Source organism: Paraburkholderia sp. SIMBA_027 (genome assembly GCF_046535315.1).
Lineage (GTDB): Bacteria > Pseudomonadota > Gammaproteobacteria > Burkholderiales > Burkholderiaceae > Paraburkholderia > Paraburkholderia tropica.
Map to the genome: position 1 here is coordinate 1 of NZ_JAWRWY010000067.1, position 978 is coordinate 978.

The 978-nt window shown below is 62.7% G+C and carries 1 protein-coding gene; it reads left to right on the top strand.

What is annotated here, in order from left to right; genetic code table 11:
• Positions 1-978 (top strand): ADP-glyceromanno-heptose 6-epimerase (rfaD, locus tag SB764_RS38140; protein ID WP_410866480.1); only part of this gene is annotated, 978 nt, incomplete at its 3' end.

A 978-nucleotide genomic window follows, 5' to 3' on the forward strand; every position in this document is an offset into this window, starting at 1 on the left:
ATGACCCTCATCGTCACCGGCGCGGCCGGCTTTATCGGCAGCAACATCGTCAAGGCGCTCAACGAACGCGGCGAAGATCGCATCATTGCCGTCGATAACCTCACGCGCGCCGACAAGTTCAAGAATCTCGTCGATTGCGAAATCGACGACTACATCGACAAGACCGAGTTCGTCGAGCGCTTCGCGCGCGGCGACTTCGGCAAGGTGCGCGCGGTGTTCCATGAAGGCGCCTGTTCGGACACGATGGAAACCGACGGCCGCTACATGATGGACAACAACTTCCGCTACAGCCGCGCGGTGCTCGACGCGTGTCTCGCGCAGGGCGCGCAGTTTCTGTATGCGTCGTCGGCGGCGATTTACGGCGGTTCGAGCCGCTTCGTCGAAGAGCGCGACGTGGAAGCGCCGCTCAACGTGTACGGCTATTCGAAGTTCCTGTTCGACCAGGTGATCCGCCGCGTGCTGCCGAAGGCGCAAAGCCAGATCGCGGGCTTCCGCTACTTCAACGTGTACGGCCAGCGCGAGACGCACAAGGCGCGCATGGCGTCGGTGGCGTTCCACAACTTCAACCAGTTCCGCGCCGAAGGCCGCGTGAAGCTGTTCGGCGAGTACAACGGCTACGCGCCGGGCGAGCAGACGCGCGATTTCGTGTCGGTGGAGGACGTGGTGAAGGTGAACCTGTTCTTCTTCGATCATCCGGAAAAGAGCGGCATCTTCAATCTGGGCAGCGGCCGCGCGCAACCGTTCAACGACATCGCGACGAGCGTGGTGAACACGCTGCGCGCGCTCGAAGGCAAGCCGGCGCTCACGCTCGCGGAGCAGGTGAAGGAAGGGCTGATCGAGTACATTCCGTTCCCGGATGCGCTGCGCGGCAAGTATCAGTGCTTCACGCAGGCCGATCAGTCGAAGCTGCGCGCAGCGGGCTACGACGCGCCGTTCCTGACGGTGCAAGAGGGTGTCGATCGTTACGTACGTTGGCTG